Origin of the sequence: Nocardia acididurans, from assembly GCF_016741815.1 — a bacterium.
GTDB lineage: Bacteria > Actinomycetota > Actinomycetes > Mycobacteriales > Mycobacteriaceae > Nocardia > Nocardia acididurans.
Genome location: NZ_JAERRJ010000019.1, coordinates 50,589 through 65,748, shown reverse-complemented (window position 1 = coordinate 65,748; position 15,160 = coordinate 50,589). Strand labels below are relative to the sequence as shown.

Below are 15,160 nucleotides of genomic sequence, written 5' to 3'. Positions count from 1 at the left end.
GACGTTATTTCATTCCCACAGGTGGGACGTGTGGCCATATCGCCTAGTCAGGGGGCGCTACCCAGGCGATCTGCACCAGGTCTTTACGGCCGTGGAGTGGTTCGACGAATATTCCTCGGCCGGTGGGTTGTTCGGTGGCTTTGACGTCGCCGATGAGCACTCCGTCGAATCGTGATCCGTCCAGGATCACGCCGGAGGAGTTTATGTTCTTCATTTGTCCCAGGACACTGTCGTACATCGCCGAATCGGCTTGTGCGATATTGCGGGCGGCGAGGACGTGCAGGCCGGTGTCGCGTGCGTCGACGATGATTTCCTTCATGGCATCGAGCGGATTGAGCGATCCGCGTTGGGCCACCATGTGGTAGTCGTCGATAACGACGAAGACTTCGGGTCCGTTCCACCAGGATCGTTGGCGTAGTTGTTGGGGTGTGACGGCGTCGGGTGGTCGTCGCGTGCGCATCGATTCGACGAATGACGGCAGCGCGTCGAGGACGTCGCGTTCGCTGGTGAGATATCCGATCAAATAATCCTCGTGCACCGCACCGATGTGTCGGCGTCGGTAGTCGACCAGGACGATCTTGGCTTGGTCAGGGGTGAACTGCCGGCATATCGATGCCATGAGTGCGGACAGGACCGTCGATTTCCCTGAGCCCGAGGATCCGAGGACGATCATGTGCGCGGAGGTTCCGAAGTCGATCGAGGCCGGTAGGAGGTTCGATTCCCGTACCCCGAAAAGGATTTCGAGGCGGGCCGCCAGATTCTCGGGCGCGGGCCGGTCAGCATAGATCTCGGTGAGGTCGATGTGGTCGGGTAGCAGTTGCACTTCGGGTGCACGCCGGTCGCGATAGCGTTCAGCCAGCTCGGCAACGGCGTGGGTGAGCCCGTCGGCGGCGGAGTCCGCGTCGCGGACACTGTCGATGCGTGGCAGGGCCGTGAGCATGTGGAGCAAGTCGGCGGCGATACATCGTCCGGGCCGGTTGGTCGGAACGGAATTGACGAGGGCGCGGTTGCCGAGGAAAGCGGTGTCGCTGGTATCGCCGAGCCGCATTTCCAGGCGGGTCTGGATCATGTCCTTGATGGCCGGCTTGATCGCGATCCACCGGGAACTCGACACGATCAGGTGGATTCCGTAGTTGAGTCCCTGGGCGGCAATGGTTTCCAACGGGCGCGTGTAGTCGTCGTAGTACGGCCCCGATGTGCTGAACCCGAGATCCCATCCATCGATCACGAGGAACACATCACCGTGGGCGTCCCGCCCTCGAATCCGCGGATCATTGTCGGCGCGCAACGCACGGAACCGGCGCATGCTGTCGATGCCGAGCTCGGTGAACAATGCTTGGCGTCGGTCGATGAGTGCGGTGATCAAAGCGAAGGTACGTCGGATGCGGTCGACTTCGCGAGCGGTGGCGACCGAGCCGACATGAGGCAGCCCACGGACCGCGGCGAGCGCGCCACCGGAGAAGTCGACGCAGTAGAACTGGACTTGTTCTGGCGTATGGGTCAATGCGGCGGACAGGATCAGTGTCTGGAGCGCGGTCGACTTGCCGGATTGGGGTCCGCCCACCACGGCGAGGTGTCCCCCGGCTCCGGAGAGATCGACCGACCAGACCTCCTGCTGCTGCTGACGTGGTTTGTCGATGAGCGCCAAGGGGATTCGCAGTGTGGACGGTGTGACGGCGGTGATGAGGGCATCGAGGGTGGGTGGCTGGTTCAACGGTGGAAGCCACATGCGGTGCGCGGGTTTTCCGTGGCCGCCGAATCGTTGGATGACTGTTTCCATCACGGTTTCGGTGTCGGCGGGATCGAGGTCGGGTTGTGCGGGTTCGGCAGGCGGTGTGGGAGGGCGGGTCTCGGCGATGGCGGCCGCGGTGAATCGGCGTGGGGGTCGGTAGCCGCTGCTGGGTTGGCGTGTGCGCCCGCCGCGGTTGGGTCCGTGCGTGGTGATCGGCCGATACGGTTCGCCGACGTAGGCGGTCTGGAATCGTTGCAGGTCACCGGATCCCACGCGCAGGTATCCGGCTCCGGGCTTCTTGGGCAGGTGGTAGGCGTCGGCGGTGCCGATGGCGTCGCGGGAGTCGCTGGTTTGGTTGGTGCGCAACGCGATTCGGTAGGACAGGTGGGCTTCGAGTTCGCCCATGCGGTGGGCGGGCACTTTCTGGGAGGCCAGCAGCAGGTGGATGCGAAGTGATCGTCCCAGCCGGCCGATGGCGACGAACAGTTTGGCGAAGTCGGGGTGCTGTTCGAGCAGTTCGGCGAACTCGTCGAGAATGATGAGCAGGGTCGGCATCGGATCCAGGCGGGCGCCTTGTTCGCGGGCTCGTTCGTAGTCGGCGACGCTGGCGAAGTTGCCGGCGTCGCGCAGGATGCGTTGGCGCCGTGTCATTTCGCCGTTGATGACGTCTTCCATGCGGGTGACGAGGTCGGCTTCTTCTTCCATGTTGGTGACGACCGCGGTGACGTGGGAGAGGCGGTCGAAGCCGAGGAAGGTGGCGCCGCCTTTGAAGTCGACGAGCAGCAGGTTGAGGGTGTCGGGTGAGTGGGTGGCGATGGCGGACAGGACCAGGGTGCGCAGGAACTCGGATTTGCCGGATCCGGTGGCGCCGATGCACATGCCGTGCGGGCCCATACCCTCTTCGGCGGATTCCTTGATGTCGAGGTGCACGATGGTGCCGGTCGGGTCGTGTCCGACCGGGATGTTGAGGCGGGCGCGGTCGACGTCGCGGCGGGGGCGCCATTGCTGGTCGATGCGGATCGCGCCAGGGTCGGGTAGACCGAGCATTTCCGGCCATGTCGTGCCGGTGCTGGCGCGGTCGGCGGTGACCGCTTCGACGACGGTCGACAGGCGGTGGGGTGCGAGGTGGCGTGCCAGGGCGGTGAGTGCGGCGGCGGAGAGTGTGTCGGCGGTGCCGATGCGCCGGGTGGCGCGGTTGGTGATCTCCTGCAGGGTGCGTTCGGCGTCGACGGTGAGTTTGAGGGTGCGTGGGAGGTGTGTGTCGGCGCGGCCGAGTCGTAGCCAGGTGCATCCGTCGATGCCGGAGATGTCGCGGTCGGTGTTCGCGCCGCCGACATCGACGATCAGCAGATAGTGTTTGCGGTCTTGGGCGGGTTCGGAATTGGCGGAGAAGGGTCCGCGGTTGAGTCCGGCGAGCAGCGCGGTGCGCAGTTCGGCGACGCTGCGGTAGATCATGCGGGCGCTGCCGATCGCGTCGGTGGTGCTGTGGTGCTGGGTGTGAGGTAGCCATTTGAGCCAGGACCATTCGGCGGCGTCGGGGTCGGTGAGTACGGCGGCGACGGCGAGTTGGTCGGGTCCGTGCAGGACGGTGGCTTCGGCGATCATTGCGCGTAACAGACCGGTGACGGTGGCGGGGTCGCCGTCGAGGCTGACCTGTGGTGTCGAGAGCAGGTTGATGGCCACGGGCATGCCGCCGACGGTGGAGTAGGCCTTGGCGAATCGGGTGACTTCGATGACGCCGACCGGGTCGAGGTCGGCGGTCGGGGCGGCTTCGGGGACGATCACGCGTACCTGGTTGGTGATGCGTCCACGACCGACGCGTACGCGCAGGAACTGGGGGCTGGCGGCTTGGACTTCCCACATTCTCTTGCCGGCGACGAGCCGGCTCAGGCCGGTGGGTCCGGGGTGGATGTAGGTGAGGTAGGTGTGGAGTTCGGTTTCGGATTCGTGGATGGTTTTGCGGTTGTCGGCGACGCTGCGCAGGTAGTCCTTGCGTTCCTCGTTGAGGCTCGCGGCGGTGCCGGTGTTGTTGCCGGTGAGGCCGCCGCCCATCATTCCGAGCATCGACACGAGCATCATCAGCGGGAACAGCATGGTCATCGGGTTGGCGCCCATGCCACCGCGGAAGATCATCACCATCATTCCGGCCATGGCCGCGATCATGATGACTGGCAACACCATTCGGAGTTTGGACATCGGTACCGGGCGGGGTAGCTCGGTGGGCGGTTGCAGGCGCAGTTCGGTGACGGCGGGTGCTTTGGGTCCGGCGACCTGCCGGGGCGGGCGCACGAAACGGCGAGTGCTCATCGGCCACCTCCGAGTCCGGCCGCGCCGGGGTTGGCGGGGATGCCGTCGTGCTGGAGCAGCGCGTGTTGTTGGGACAGGGTCGGTCCGACCGCGAACAGGGACACGATGCTCCACGGAGCCAGGACTGGTTGACGAAGCGCGAGCGCGCGCAGGGTGGTGTCGCTGTTGCTGTCGGTGGCGATGCCGTAGCGCACGCCGCTGTCGGAGATCCAGAACAGCGATTCGCGGCGTGGGGAGTCGGGTTCGGTGCCGGTGACCTGGATGAATTGTCCTGTGGTGCGGGGCAGGTAGGCGGCGTCGGCGGTGCGCCCGTGTGAGCCCGGCGCGGTGACCAGCGAGACGGTGCGGGCGCGTTCGGTGTCGGAGAGCGGGAGTCGGGTGCCGACGAGCATGCCGGTGGTGGCGGTGTTCTCGCCGGGTTTGCGGGTCCAGTGGTAGCAGGTGACCGGGTTGGTGGTCTCGTCGATCAGTTCGGCGGGGCGGGTGGGGAACTTGGCGGTGCCGGGCCATCCGCCGGGGCGCAGTGCGGCGGCGATGATGGACGGCGCGACGGTGCGGGTGGTGGCACCGGCACCGGTGTCGGTGTTGCGGATCATGGCTGCCAGCACCGAACTCACTTTCACCACACCGGAATTGGAGACGAGGTAGAAGGTGGGGTCGCCGTGGGTGGCGGGCACGGTCAGCACCGAGCCGACGGTGACGGCGTAGCCGCCGCCGAGGGTGACACTCTGCCCGAGGTCGGGGATCTCGGGCACGCGCAGCGCCGGCACTTCGGGGATGGCGCGTAGCAGGCCCGCGGAGATGGGCAGTACCGGTGCGGTGGAATCGAGGCCGAGCGCGAGCATGACCGCGGTGTCGGCGAGTGTGAGCGCGGCGCGCACGACGCCGCTGCCGGTCTCGGGGTCGGGGTAGAGCAGCCACACGGTGTCGTCGCCGCGCACGAGTCGCGCGTGCGCGCCGGTGAGGGGGCGCGTGGTGGCGGAGTCGGCGACCAGCGGGGCGCCGATGACGGTGGTGCGCAGGGTGGATCGAGCCAGGGTGGGCAGTCCGGTGCGCGGGTCCAGGGGTGCGGTTGCCCCGATCTGCGCGGAATCGCATACCGCCCAGGAGGAGTTGCGGTCGGGGTCGTCGACGAGATTGCCTGGGGCGCCGGGGATTCCGACCCAGGGGCCGCGGGGGTACTTCGCGAGTTCCTCGCGTGAGACCTGGACCGGTTTGTCGGGTGAGCCGGCGATGAGGCGCGCGGAGGTGAGATTGAGGGCAGGATGGAGGCGGTCGTCGATGCGGACGTAGACCGCGCCGCTGTCCTTGTCGGCGACGATGCGTGCGGAGCCGACGACTTTGGCCGGTTTGAAGAAGGCCAGCACGGCCGCCCCAGCCAGCACGACACACGCGAGGGCGAAGCCGATGGTCAGGGCGGTGGAGCGGCCGCGGCCGGGGTCGTCGAGCATGGAGGCGTCGCGGCGCACCAGGGCGTGTTCGAGGCGGCGGAGCAGAAATCGCCATCCCGAGATCTGGTGGCGGGTGACTACGCGGAAGCGCGCCAACGGAATTCCCTCCTAGGAGGCGGAGATCAGCGAGTTCAGCGCTGTGGTGATGTCGAAGGCGTCGATCGTCATCAGCTCGCTGTCGGACAGATCGGCCATGTCGGGGTGATCGCGGGCGACGCGGTAGTCGCGTTCGGATTCGGCGACTTCAACGACGTTGCGGACGAATCGTCCGTTGCCGACCAGATCGATGAGTCTGCGGCCGTCGCGGGTGCGTTGGGCGAGGTCTTCGCAGTAGTCGCGCAGGACCTCACCGGCTTGGTCGGACAGGATCGAGTCCTTGCTGCGGGCGATGTGTTCGGCGATCTGCACGAGCTCGGCGGGGTTGTAGCTGGGGAACCGCAGATGTTTGGTGAATCGTGAGGACAGCCCGTCGTTGGAGGCGAGCAGTCGCTGGATCTGGTCCTCGTATCCGGCGATGATGACGACGAGTTTGTCGCGGTCGTTCTCCATGCGCGCCAGCAGTGTGTCGAGGGCTTCGCGGCCGAAGGCGTCGCCACCGGAGAGCCCTTCCTGGATGAGGGTGTAGGCCTCGTCGATGAACAGCACACCGCCGAGGGCGGAGTCGATGAGCGCGTTGGTCTTGGGTGCGGTGTGGCCCAGATGGGTGCCGACCATGTCCTGCCGGGAGGCCTCGATCACCTCGCCGTTGTCGATCACACCGAGACCGGCCAGGATCTTCGCGATGACGCGGGCGATGGTGGTTTTGCCGGTGCCGGGCGGTCCGGAGAAGATGAGGTGGTTGGAGCGGGCATCGACGGCCAGCCCGCGCGTGACCCGGACCCGGTCGAGTTGAATGCTGGCGCGCAGCCGCTGCACCTGATCCTTGACCGAGGTCATGCCGATCTGGGACTCGAGGATGTCGGAGGCTTCACGCAGCAGTTCGTCGCGCTGCCGACGTGCGGCCGAGGCCATGACCTCGGTGGGGTCGGCGCCGGAACGGGGGTCCCAGCGGTCGGTGCGGGAGGCGATGACCTCGGGGGTGGTGATCTCGAGCCGGACGGTCTTGTCGCGGACGGCTTTCTGCCAGTCGGGGTGTTCGGCCCACAGCCCGGATCCGGGCAGGCCCGACAGGATGCGGTCGGCGGCGTCGGTGTCGCCGGTGTGGCGCAGCACCATGGCGAGCAGGTAGTGGGCGTCGGCCCACAGGTAGGACAGGCTGCCCGAGGCGCTGTCTTCGACGATTCGTTTGGCGCGTGGGAGTGCTTCGTCGAATCGACCCAGATGGGCGAGCGCTTGGGCGGACATCAGCTCCGCGGCGATGTCGAGCAGGCGATCGTCGAGGACGGGGTGGCGGGTGCGGCCGGTGAGGACGTCGGGCCAGCGTCCGGTGCGGAAGTCCAAGGTCATGCGGACGAAACCGGCGATCTCGTTGTCGCGGTGGTCGTCGAGGATGTCGGCTGCTTCTTGCCATTCGCCGGCGCGGGCGTATTCGCAGGCCTGGGCGATGGCGATCTGGACGCGGTCTGCCAGGGGCATGCGCAGTCCGTAGATGCCGATGTCGGTCTGACACCACAGGCTTCCTTCGACCAGCCCGGCCTTCTGTTGGTCGCGGTAGAGGTTGTGGACCGACCGGAAGGCTCCGTAGATCACTTCGGCGGTGATGTCGCCGGCCATCGCGCGCCCGAGCCAGGCGTCGCACATGTCGGGGTCCAGCTCGGTGGCTGCGCGAAACGCCGCGGTGGCGTTGGTTTCGTTGAGCACTCCCCCGGCGATCAACCCGAGGCACTGTACGCCGGTGTAGAACGCGTCTTCGGCCGCTGACACTCGGGTTCCCTTCCGCTGATCTGGCTTGGCCGAACGATATCGGCGCGGTGCGCGCGCCTGCGGACGAAGACTTCCCAGCGATGGGAAGCAAGTGGTGGTTCGAGGACGATCATTCCCACAGCCGGTAAACGTATCACTATTTAATGTGCCGCTATTGAACGTATCGTAATTTGCATCCTATTCAATGATCCTCGGAGTCGCCGAACGCTTCCGCGCTGCTCCCCGACCCCCGATCACCGTCGCCGAAGGCGGTCGTTCCATGTTCGATTGGCATTGGTTCGCAATCGCGGCCACTATTGCGTTCTGTCTCACCATCACAGCTGTATGCCTGCGCCCATATCCGCATCGACCGCGTCACGGATCCCACAGTGGCGCAATGATTGTCGGAGTTCATCGGGATGTGGTCTCGTGGGCTGCCGAATGCAGGTCTCCCCAGCCTGCGGCCACGAACCTCTCCCGCGACGCGGTGGTGCGCGCCCATCAGGTGATGCAGCGCCACCGTGCGTGTCGGGTCGGTTCCTGCCGGGAGAAGTCCGCGGCGTTCGACCTGCTGGTGTCTCTGGGGCGGATCGTGCCCGACTCGCACCGCACATTCCAGGGCTGATCTATAGGCACGCTATTGATCGTGCCGTCAAACACCGTTAAGATATGCGTGGATCGTCGGCCGACGGGCGGATCCTCTCATTCCTGCGGTGTGCGCTGTCTCGCATCACCGCAGAATTCGGACGTACCGCCTTTCCCTCCATTCCCCGCGGTACGTCCGAATGAGCGGCGGCCGTGAATGCCCCCCAGCACTCGTTGCGGCCGCCGCTCCTCCTCCACTCACGGTGCCCCGCCCTTGTCGTTCTCCCTCCCCCGACTTTCCCGACAGGTGCGCGCGCTCGAACACCCTCCGACCGCGACGCCACCAACTCGGGTTAAGTGGGGCTTTCGGCAGGGTCTTCGGGGTCGGTCTTCGGTGCGGGTTCGGGCGATTGCGCATTCCGGCGATCGCGGGATCCCTGAGTGCCCGGTCCGAACGTGACCGCGGGCAGAGTCGTAGCGGCTTGGGCGTTGGCATCCACCGGAGTGACCGGGGGCGGGTTCGGGATAGGTGCCGCGGCGTCGGCGGCGGGCGAAGTCGCAGGCACCGGCGCTGGAGCAGGAGCAGGCGCCGCTGACTCGGGTTGTGGCTGGCCTGCCGCGGCGTCGGGCTGCTTGCCTTTGTCCTCGTCCTTGTCGTCTTTGGCGTCGTCCTGAGCCTCGCTGAGCTTCTCGATGACGTCGGGTATTGCTTGCGCTGCCAGCATCAACGGCATCGCAAGGGAACCCATCAGTGAACTGATCATGTCCATGATTCCGCCACTGCCGGACCCCGTGCCGGCGCCATCCCGGCTCTGGCGGCCCGTCCCCCCGCCGCCACCGTCGGCGACATCGAGGTTGGCCTTGAGGGCATCCCACATCAGCTGGTAGGTGGTGTCGATGTCGTCCATGATGCGGGTCATGAGCGAGTACTTCTCGCTGGTGGTCAGAGGTTTGGTGCGAGGTACGAGCGTGGCGATGTGGGCCTTGAGGGCGTCGACGATCTTGATTATCGCGTCACGGGTTCTGTGACCGTTCGAACACACCAGCACCGAGGAGTTCGCGACGCTGGTGTCGAGGCTGCGCATCGTGACGATTCGATTATCGAGGAAGGTTTCTGCCTTGGTGTAGTCCTCGACAGCCTGACTGATGACCGTGGTGCGGGCCTGTTTGTTGTCGACGCGGACCGGGTTCGTCTTCGGTGGCGGTGGGGGTGATGCGCCTCCTCTCCCGAGCGTGTCGAGTGAGCATCGGAAGACGCTCTCGGCTTTGTCGATGATCTTGATTATCGCTGGCCCGACAACGGTCGTCAGACGACTACGGTCCTCGGGGGTTTCGATCAGTTGCACCCGATAGCGCGCCACCATCGGAATGATGGACTTGCCCGCCGAATCGAGGAGATTCGTCGTGGCGTCGCTGTCGGTCACACTGGTTGTCATTCCCCGCTCCTCGCGCGTATTCGAATTCGCTTCAGTCTTATCGCTTCTCGGCGTTGGGAACACGAATCGTCGCGTGTCGCAGGCTTCCCCAGGGTGGGAAGCAAGCTGATATTGGGGTGGGTAGACGCGAGTGACAATATCGGCAAGATCGCGATGGTGATCGATCGTGAATGAAAGTGGTTCGGTCACATGACGGATTTCGAAACCGACACCGAGAAATCGTTGCGTGCCCTATTGGGCCTGTACGGTGCGAGTGGACCGTCGGAAGCCGGCTCGCCGCTGGTGATGCCAGTGATGCCGGGCCTGTCGGGTGCCGCGGAGCTGTTCGCGTCGCGCGCCTACGCCGAGGTGGTGTCGGAGCAGGGTGCGGAGATCGCGTCTCTGTCGTCGCATGATGGGTTCGTTCATTCGGTGGTGACCAATGCCGCGGCGGGGACGGCGTTGGGGCGCAAGGTTGTCGACGATCATCTGGCGGAGTTCCGGTCCCGGTTGCAGGCCATTGCTGCCATCGCTCATCCGGCCATCCGCTCGGTGGCTCTGATGGACTCGGCGCAAACCCTGCTGCAGGGCGCGTCTCAGCAGGTCAACAGAGATGCCGCAGCTGCTCAGCAACAGGCATCACGGATCACCGCCCCGGTCGCCCCGGCGCGTCGCACGAGGTCGAGACGGCCGGTCCGTCGGCGCGGCTCGAGATCTCGCGGTGTGCGCGTCAATGCGAACACGACCTCGCGCCGCGCTGTCACCGGCGATCGGACAGCGGGTTCGGCGGCAGTCCGGGCGGCGGACCATTTCGTGGGGCTGCCGTATGTGTGGGGCGGCGGGGGGGCGAACGGACCCAGTGGCGGGGGGTTCGATTGTTCGGGGCTGACACAGTACGCGATTGCGCGCGCCAGCAACGGCGAGGTGATCTTGCCGCGTACCACCTATGACCAGATCAACACCGGTGTGGCGGTGCATCCTCGGGACGTGCGACCGGGTGATCTGGTGTTCCCGGGCTCGTCGTTCAGCGGGCGGGGGCCCGAGCATGTGCAGCTGGCTGCGGGCGGTGGCTGGGTCATCGAGGCGCCCTACACCGGCTCGACCGTGAAGTGGACGCCGATGTCACCGGACGCGGTAGTCCGGCGAGTGCTGTGATCACACTTGCACCGGCGCGGCATTGCCGCCGGTAGCGGCGGGCTGAGTGGCTTCGGCGCCGCTGGGGCGCAGGTAACGCTGGTAGTTGCCGTAGGCGCCGTGGCCGTCGTCGTAGGGGGCGGCCAGGTTGATGGGCACGATGTTTTGACCGGACATCATGTGCGCCACACCGTCTTTCATGATCACCAGGTTGGTGCGATGCTCCCACTCGACGACGTCGCCGGTTCGAAGTTCGGCTTCTCCGATTTGGGTCCAGTTTTCGGTGTTGCCCCATGCGGTGCCGCGGTAGGCGTTCACGGCATCGCTACCGCCGTGATTGTTCCATTCTCGTTGTGCCGCTTGGGCAACGGTCGGGGGGACATCCTGTTCGAAGCCGGGAATCAGCAGCGGAGTGGTCGTGGGTGCGTCGGGTTCGGGACCGGTCGCGGGTGGGGTGTCGCCGGTCGCGGTGACCTGTGCCGGAGCAGGTTGTTCGGTGGTCGTTTGCGCGGTGGCCGGCGCGGACGGCTCGTCGGATCCGATCTCCTCGGTGTCGCGGTCGCGTCGGGTCGAGCGAGGGGTGTCGCGGTCGGCGGTGGTTCCCATGGCATTGGCGAGCATCTGGTAGGTCATCATGTCCTGCATGTTCATCCCCGAGCCGGTGCTCGTCGCGGGCGTGGACAGCGCGGCCAGGTCGGTGCGGAGCTGCGCGAACAGTGCGCTCAGGCGTGGATCGGTCGAGGTCTGTGCCGACAGCCCAGTGGTCTGGCCACCGTCGTCGAGCAGCGTGCCCTGCAGATCGGGGTAGTCGTCCAGCACATACGGCTCGGGTCCTGGGCTCTGAGTTGGCGGCGGAGTGTAGGTGGGATGGTCTCCGGGTTCGCGGGAGTTCGCGGGCTGTCGCGGAGTCGAATCCCGGCGGTTCTTGCTGCCGGAGTCGGCGGAGGACCGGGGGTCGGGGTCGGAGAGGTCTGCCGCGAGGTCGGTGATGGCTTTGGTCGCGGCGCGGACGGTGTTCTCGACCGTGGCCACGGTGTCGTTCAACAGCTTCTGGACGGCGCGTTCGGAGTCGGGGGCGAGCTCGCGATGTTTCTCGCCGATGGCGTCGTCGGTTCTGTAGGTGGCTCTGGTGGCGAAGTCACGCAGAGAGGCGCGCATGTCCGCGGTGGTGGTCTCGACGGATTCGAGGGTGGTCGTCTGGATGCGCTGGGCCTGGGTGATGGCCCACTGCAATTCGCCCTTGTGCGCGACGAACCGATCAGATTGTCGTTGTACCTGATCGACCGCGAGCGTGTAGGCGTCGATGAGTGCGCCATTCATGGTCGAGGTGTCGGCGACATGTCGAGGCAGTCGGCGGGGAGCGTCGATGGGCGTTGGGGGCCGGGTGTAGCGGCAGAGGTCGATGAGCTGCCGGCACACCTGCTCGGCGTCGGCGATCATACGAACCGTCGCGGGCTGGAACACGCTGTTCTGATCGTTGCGGGCTGTGGTTGAGGTCATCGATCAGGTCCAACGTGTGGCTTTGTAGCTTTTGGGCAGGTCCTTTACCTCGATTTTGGAGTTGGGGTGGGGTCCGCCTTCCCGGGGACCGCTGGAATGCACGACCTTCCCGTTGCCGATATACATCATGACGTGACCTTGCTGGCCGTTCCTTTTGATCGCGCTGGTGGGAAATATGAGGTCACCGGGGCGGAGATCCTTCGGATTGATGCGGCGGCGGCGGGTCATTTGGTACTGGGCTTCCGCGTTGTGAGGAAGGTTCTTACCGGCCTTGCGGGCCGCGTATTTCGTCAGACCAGAGCAGTCGAAGTAGTCTGGTCCCGAATGTGCGAACCAGTAGCCCTTTCCGACCTGCTTCAGGGCTGCATCGACGGCGGTCTGCCCGCGCGTTGACGTGGCTTCGGCGGGGCGGGGTCCCTGCATCATCGTGTTGAGGTACCGGTCGGCGAGTTTGGTGACTTCGCGAGCGATTTCGCGTGCTGTGGTTTGACTGTCGCCGACTACCGCGTGAGCGTTTCGAAGTGCGCGCACGAGCACGAGGTCGAGCTGGCGACGACCTTCCTTTGTGAGCCCGTTCTGACGCAGCGCCTTGACCTGGCGCATGGTGTCGGCGTTGATTTGTTCGAGCGTGGCGGCGGCGGCGCTGTTCTTCCTACCGAGCTCGGTCAGGTAGTTGCTCAGTTGCGTGTCGAGCCCGGAGAAGGCGGTCGCGGCATTGCGTTGATAGAACGCGTTGCGGGTGGCGGCGTCGAGAACCTTCGAGGACCCTGTGCCGGCGGTGGTGTGTGACGGTGTGGATGTGAGGGCGGCCGGTGCGTTGGTGGTGCCGTAGAGGGACTCGATCGCGGCGAGTGTCTGCAGGGCGCGCGCGGCTTGGGGTGATATGCCGCTGGCGTCGGCGGAGTTCTGGCCGCCGGCCAACCCGGCCAGTGCCTGGCTGATCATTGGTAATGCCATCGCGGCCGCGCTGGCGAGCGGGGCCACGATATCGGCTACCCGGGCGAGGTCGACTTGTGAGAGGTCGGGCATCGGCGAAGGTGCCGGTGCAGGAGCCGCGGTGGTGGATGGCGGTGGCGCGGGCTCGGCGTGGGGTACAACCTGTCCGGCCGAGGACGGGACGGCCGCCGGCGGTGGGTCGGCGGTGCCGGAGGGCCCGAACGTGGTGGTCAGCAGCGGTGCGGGCGGTATCGGTGGTGCGGCGGGTGGTGCGGCCGGCGGGATGGTCGCGGCGGCGGGTGTGATCGCCGGGGCCGGTGAGGTGGCCGGATTGTCGGCGGGCAGCGGCCGGAGGGCTTGCCACGGCGTGGGTGCGGGCCGGTTGCTCTGGGGCGATGCCGGGGCGTCCGGGCTCGGGTGTTCCGGCGTGTCCGGGTCGCCGTTGTGGAGATCGGTTGTCTCGGAGAGTATTTCGAATGTGGTCATGCGACACCCTCCTCAGCTGTGATGTCCGCGTAGGTGGTCAGGTATGCGCGTTGGGTTTGGCCGGGGTGTCGGTGCGCGCGGTGATCGTTCTGCCGTCGTTGCCGGAAACGGGGGTGACTGGCGCGGTCGGTGTGGTGGCGACAGCGGCGGCCAGGGCGGTGAACCGTGGATGGCCGAGCACTTGGTCGTGGGCGTAGACGATGTCGCGCAGGGTCTGTCGCGTGGTGTCGTCGGCGAGCATCAGCACGGCCTCGTTGCAGCGGCGTTCGAAACCGAGGCTGAGCAGGATCGTGTCGCTGTGCGGGCGTAGTTCCCCGACCGGAATGCCGTTCACGTCGGCACGTCGGGCCATGATCTCGGTCGCGAGCAGGGTGTCGAGTTCGCGCAGTTCGTCCCATTGCTGTTGCGGGACGGGTTCGTTGTTCTCGAGTGCGCGCAGGATGCGTTCGCGCGCCCGCCATGCGCGCGTGGCGTGGTCGGCGGCGGTGCGGGCGTGACCCCACTGGGTGTGGGCGTCGGTGGCCAGGTGCAGGCATTCGTGGCGCAGATGCGCGTCGGGTACGGCGGCGACCTGAGCGAGTAGTTCGTCGGAGCCGGTCAGGCTCAATCGGTCGAGGGTGCCGGCGGTCGCGGCACGTAGATCGAGTCCTTCGTCCGCGGTGACCCGCTCTGCCATGGCGACGTCGGGATGAGTGGCGCGCAGCATCGGGGTAATCGTCGTGGAGGAGGCCAGCGCGCTGAGCTGTGCCCCGGTTCTGTCACCCCACCCGCGCGCGAATTCGGTGAGGATCCGGGCGGGATCGGCGATGCCCTCCCACGATGTCGCCGCGGGGCCGCCGTCGGAGTGCAGCAGTTCGGTCCAGTTCCACGGTGTGGAGGTGGTGTCGGGCAGATGGATCTCGGGTGGCAGCCAGCCGCGACCCTCGTTGGAGGTGACGAACATGGCGATCCCGCCCGGACCGCGCATCACCGACACCGCCCAGCTCACACCGATCGCGGTCGAGCCGACCGCCGACAACAGTGCACTGAGCAGTGTGCGCGCGAGCAGCAGGTCCTCGTTGACGGTGTCGCCCACGACATGGGCGGGTTCGGCGGCGCGTTCGCGTGCCGCGCCGACTGCGGCGAGGAACGGGGTCAGCGCAGGTGCCGCGCCGGGCGTGTTGCTGCTGACTCCCGTCGGCGGTTGGGAGTGCGACGGTGCTCGCTCGTCGTCGCGGAACGCGGCGGGTGTGAGCGGGGTCGCGGGTACACCCGGCAGCGTGGCCGGTGTGCCTGCCGGCAGGTTGTTCGGTGAAATCGGGGTGGCGCCGGGTGCCACAGGCTGCTGTGGGGTGTCGGGTCGCCGATCTTCCGGACCGGAACCCGGTCCGGGGCCGGGCCCTGGCCCGCCCGGTCCTGCCCATCCGGGTCCTCCCCCGCCGGGTATGCCCAGCCCGGACGTGCTGACGGGGGTGGTCGGATCGGCGCCGCCGTTGAGGATGGCGCGGGCCCCGTCCTCGTCGGCGCGTTCGAAGGCGTCCGCGGCGTGGTGCAGTCGGTCGGCGGTGCGTTCGTGTTCGTCGGCCAGTCGGTTGCCCATGAGTTCTCGGACTCCGAAGTACTCGCCCAGCCGCTTGTGCACGGGGTCGGCGATGGTCCCGTAACTGTCGGGGAAGCTGTTGAGCCAGTCGGTCGGAGGTTTGGCCCATTGGCGAATCTGCTCGGAGACGTCGCGGTGCTGTTTCTCCCACTGCCGCAGCATCTCCGGGGTCAGGTCGATGAAGTCGTTCATA

Annotated in this window: 9 protein-coding genes; 2 read left to right on the top strand and 7 right to left on the bottom strand. The window is 66.6% G+C overall.

Annotated features, from left to right (window positions below):
* Positions 1-43: 43 nt before the first annotated feature.
* Genes eccCa through eccA form a run of 3 tightly spaced genes read right to left on the bottom strand, consistent with a single transcriptional unit; the run spans position 44 to position 7,353 of the window.
* Positions 44-4,039 (bottom strand): type VII secretion protein EccCa, encoded by a 3,996-nt coding sequence (gene eccCa / locus JK358_RS35765; RefSeq protein WP_201957377.1) that lies wholly within the window; start codon positions 4,037-4,039, stop codon positions 44-46.
* Positions 4,036-5,586: a type VII secretion protein EccB gene (gene eccB, locus JK358_RS35760; protein WP_201957362.1), complete on the bottom strand. Its 1,551-nt coding sequence runs from the start codon at positions 5,584-5,586 to the stop codon at positions 4,036-4,038. Before eccB ends, eccCa begins: the two co-directional genes overlap by 4 nt.
* 12 nt (positions 5,587-5,598) lie before the next feature.
* Complete coding sequence (gene eccA / locus JK358_RS35755; RefSeq protein WP_201957346.1) at positions 5,599-7,353, bottom strand: type VII secretion AAA-ATPase EccA; 1,755 nt, start codon at positions 7,351-7,353, stop codon at positions 5,599-5,601.
* A gap of 376 nt (positions 7,354-7,729) precedes the next feature.
* Between eccA and JK358_RS35750 the strand changes: the two genes are divergently transcribed.
* A complete protein-coding gene (locus JK358_RS35750) occupies positions 7,730-7,957 on the top strand; it encodes a hypothetical protein (protein ID WP_201957330.1) in 228 nt (75 codons plus the stop codon).
* 313 nt (positions 7,958-8,270) lie between these two features.
* Here the strand turns inward: JK358_RS35750 and JK358_RS35745 are convergent, their stop codons facing one another.
* On the bottom strand, positions 8,271-9,353 hold the full coding sequence (locus tag JK358_RS35745; protein ID WP_201957327.1) for a hypothetical protein: 1,083 nt from the start codon (positions 9,351-9,353) through the stop codon (positions 8,271-8,273).
* A 189-nt stretch (positions 9,354-9,542) separates the two neighbouring features.
* Here JK358_RS35745 and JK358_RS35740 point away from each other — a divergent pair, with 189 nt between their 5' ends.
* Positions 9,543-10,487: a C40 family peptidase gene (locus tag JK358_RS35740; protein WP_201957325.1), complete on the top strand. Its 945-nt coding sequence runs from the start codon at positions 9,543-9,545 to the stop codon at positions 10,485-10,487.
* Here the strand turns inward: JK358_RS35740 and JK358_RS35735 are convergent, their stop codons facing one another.
* Genes JK358_RS35735 through JK358_RS35725 form a run of 3 tightly spaced genes read right to left on the bottom strand, consistent with a single transcriptional unit; the run spans position 10,488 to position 15,159 of the window.
* Complete coding sequence (locus JK358_RS35735) at positions 10,488-11,966, bottom strand: hypothetical protein (protein WP_201957322.1); 1,479 nt, start codon at positions 11,964-11,966, stop codon at positions 10,488-10,490.
* A 3-nt stretch (positions 11,967-11,969) separates the two neighbouring features.
* On the bottom strand, positions 11,970-13,388 hold the full coding sequence (locus JK358_RS35730) for a C40 family peptidase (RefSeq protein ID WP_201957319.1): 1,419 nt from the start codon (positions 13,386-13,388) through the stop codon (positions 11,970-11,972).
* A 37-nt stretch (positions 13,389-13,425) separates the two neighbouring features.
* Positions 13,426-15,159, bottom strand: a complete 1,734-nt coding sequence (locus JK358_RS35725; RefSeq protein WP_201957316.1) for a type VII secretion target — start codon at positions 15,157-15,159, stop codon at positions 13,426-13,428.
* Between the last annotated feature and the right edge of the window lies 1 nt (position 15,160).